We start from the raw sequence: 3,269 nt of genomic DNA on the forward strand, positions 1-3,269 counted from the left end.
CCCACCCTGCCGATCCAATATTGACCCAGGGCGGACTGCTGAATTTTCTTTCAGCAATTGTGGATAAGTGTAGCGATTGGCCCTTTCATAACGGCTCGTCCGCCCCCGGGGGTACTGGTGTGGTCGAGCGGCCTTTGCGTGAGGTCTCCCGGGCCTTGATGCGTGACTTGGCCTCCAGGGTGCTGTGCCTGAAGCGGTAGGACTCGTTTCCGGTCTCCACGATGTGGCAATGGTGCGTCAGCCGGTCCAGTAGCGCCGTGGTCATCTTGGCGTCGCCGAACACCGCCGACCATTCCGAGAAGCTCAGGTTGGTGGTGATGACCACGCTGGTGTGCTCGTACAGCTTGGAGAGCAAATGGAACAGCAACGCACCGCCCGCCTGGCTGAAGGGCAGGTACCCCAATTCGTCCAGGATGACTAGGTCCAGACGCTTCAGCGCCAGTGCGATGCGCCCGGCCTTGCCCTCGTGCTTTTCACGCTCCAGTTCATTGACCAGATCAACCGTGGAATAGAAGCGCACACGCTTGCCCTTGGCCACAATGCCGGTCACGCCAATGGCGGTGGCCAGATGCGTCTTTCCTGTGCCCGGGCCGCCGATGAGCACCGCGTTTTGTGCCGCCTCCGTGAACGCCATCGTGGCCAGTTGATGCACCAGCTTTTGGTCCACCTTGGAGACCTCAAAGTCGAAGCCTGCGAGGTCGCGATGCAACGGGAACTTCGCTGCCTTCATCTGGTGGCGCACCGACGCAAAGGCCCGCTGCGTATGCTCAGCCTTCAGCAGGTGCTCGATCAACCAGCGCGACGTTTGAACGCCAACATCGCTTGGCGGCCCCTCCTGCGTCATCAGCTCTGCCCAGGCCTCAGCCATGCCGTTCAGGCGCAGCTCTTTCAGTTCGGCAGCGACATCACGCATGGCTGATTTCCTCCATGGCGTCACCGCGCAGTCTGTCGTAGCGCCCGGTGTCGGCCAACGGCGCCTCCTTGAGCTCCAGAGTGCTCTGCACATTGGGCGGCGGCTCCACGGCGTTCAGACGCGCCAAAACGTTGAGTACGTGCTCGGTGCTGAGCGCGCCGGACTCGATGACCAATTCGACCGCCACCAGCACAGCGTCCAGCCCGTGGCTGGATACGCAGTTGAGCACCTGGGCCATGGTCTTGTCACCGCCTTCAACCCGCATCAGGCCCTGACGCAGGCGCTGCAGGGGAGCCGGCATGTCGGCAAAGGGCGCGCCGTTTCTCAGCGCGCCGGGCTTGCGCTGGATCAGCGTGATGTAGTGCTGCCAGTCATAGCAGATATGGCCCCGGTTGGGCAGCCGCTCATGCCGGGCCACAATCACCTCGTCGCAGCTCGCGATCTCCACCCGGCCCGGGTACAGCCGGGTGCTCACGCGCTGGCCGACCAGCTCGCACGGCACCGAGTACCGGTTGCGCGCCACCGCCACCAGGCAGGTACTCGACACCTTGGCCGAGCGTTCCACATAGCCATCAAAGGCCGTCGGCATCGGCATGAGTTCTGCACGCTCCTGCTCCAGCATCTCGGCCACGCTGAACGCCTTGTGCTCGGGGTGGCGCACCTCATCCCACAGGCTGCGGCAGCGCTCGCCCAGCCAGGCGTTGAGTTCGGCAAAGCTGCCAAACTTGCGCTGCTGCGCGTCCAGCCAGATGCGCCTGCGGCTGTCCTGCACGTTCTTCTCCACCACGCCTTTCTCCCAGCCGCTGGCGACGTTGCAGAAGTCGGCGTCAAACAGGTAATGCGCACACATCACGGCAAAGCGGGCGTTGATGACACGGCCTTTACCACCTTGTCCACCTTTGCCTCGCTGGACCTTGTCCACCGCTGTCTTCATGTTGTCGTAAATGCCCCGGCGGGCCACGCCGCCCAGCGCCGCGAACGAACGCGTATGGGCATCAAACAGCATCTCGTGCCCCTGGCTGGGGTAGGCCACCAACCAGAAAGCACGGCTGGCACACAGCTTCATGTGTGACACCTGCATGCGGTGGTAGATGCCGCCCACCACCAGCCCCTCTTCGCTCCAGTCAAACTGAAACGCCTCGCCCATTTCAAACCTCAGCGGCACGAACGCCTGGACGCCCTTGCCTGCATCGGCACGCCAGCCTCGAATGAAATCCGTGACGCGGGTGTAGCCACCTTCATAGCCGCTGGCCTTGATTTGCGAAAACAGCGCGCGCGCCGTTCGCCGGTCCTGCTTGGGCCGCTGAGCATCGGCCTTGAGCGAGAGCACCAGCTCGGCCACATAGGCACCGAGCTTGTTGAATCCCGGCTTGCGTTTGTAGACCGGCTCCTTCACCTCTTCTGGCGTCCTCAGCCAGCTTCGTACCGTGTTGCGCGACAGGCCCGTGCGCTTGGCGATCTCATGCAACGACATCTTGTCGCGCAGGTACATCCGACGAATTCTTCCCAACATTTCCTTGGGTGTCACCCTCTTTGCCCCCTGCCCAATAATTGAGCAAGGCAAGTTAAACACCTGGGTCAGTTTTCAGTCGGCACAGTGGCCTGGGGTGGGTCAGTTTTCGGGCGGCGGCAACACCTGAGCAAGTTCAGCGCAAACCCCAATGTGGCGGTGGGTCAGACGGTGACCTTCACACTGACGATCAGCAATGTCGGCCCCAGTCCAGTGGTGAATGCGAGCTTCACCGATGTGGTGCCTGTGAACTTCACGGCCGTGACCGTCTTGAGCAGTACCGGCGGCGCTATCGCCAGCGTCTCGGGCAACACCGTCAGTGGCACGACCAGTCTGGCCTCGGGCGCGACGTCGAGCGTGGTGGTGCAGGCGGTGGCAAGCAGCACAGGCGCTTACACCAACGCAGCGACTGTAGCGCCGCCGCCAGGCACGATCGATCCTGTGTCGACAAATAACACGGGCACGCAGACCGGCGTCATCATCCAGCTGTTTGCCGACGTCAGCACACAAGTGGACCTGCCAGAGAATGCGCCAGCGGGCACGGTGGTCACGGGCACGGTGGTGTTCACCAACAGCGCTGCGGCGGGCACGACCGCCAGCGCCGTGGTGGGCACGGTCACGCTGTCCAACGGGCAGGTGCTGACCTACACCGTGGGCAACCTGGCCCCGGGAGCGAGCGTCACGCGCACCTTCACCACCACCGTGCCGAGCACGCTGGGCACGGTGCTGGAAGTCACCAGCACGGTGGCCACAGCCACGCCCGAGAGCAACACGGCGAACAACACCGACGTGGACAACCAGGCCGGTGGTGAACAACTCACCCCGCTGTTTGCCGACCCGGGTGTG

3 protein-coding genes and 1 pseudogene are annotated in these 3,269 nt (G+C 63.3%); 2 read left to right on the forward strand and 2 right to left on the reverse strand.

All coding sequences use genetic code 11. The features are described from left to right. Positions 1 to 85: 85 nt before the first annotated feature. Positions 86 to 913 carry an IS21-like element helper ATPase IstB gene (istB, locus tag AC0GNR_RS19435; RefSeq protein ID WP_472902295.1) on the reverse strand — a complete coding sequence of 276 codons (828 nt, stop codon included), beginning with the start codon at positions 911 to 913 and terminating at the stop codon, positions 86 to 88. Further along, positions 906 to 2,426, reverse strand: coding sequence for an IS21 family transposase (gene istA / locus AC0GNR_RS19440; RefSeq protein WP_472902294.1), 1,521 nt, complete (start codon positions 2,424 to 2,426; stop codon positions 906 to 908). The genes istB and istA overlap by 8 nt, the downstream gene beginning before the upstream one ends. Positions 2,427 to 2,594: 168 nt before the next feature. Here istA and AC0GNR_RS19445 point away from each other — a divergent pair. Further along, positions 2,595 to 2,834 (forward strand): annotated as a pseudogene (locus tag AC0GNR_RS19445) (hypothetical protein); the annotation flags it as partial. 30 nt (positions 2,835 to 2,864) lie between these two features. Continuing rightward, on the forward strand, positions 2,865 to 3,269 hold a 405-nt coding region (locus AC0GNR_RS19450), incomplete at its 3' end, for a hypothetical protein (protein ID WP_472902387.1).

The sequence above is a fragment of the Hydrogenophaga sp. LT287 genome (genome assembly GCF_055702805.1).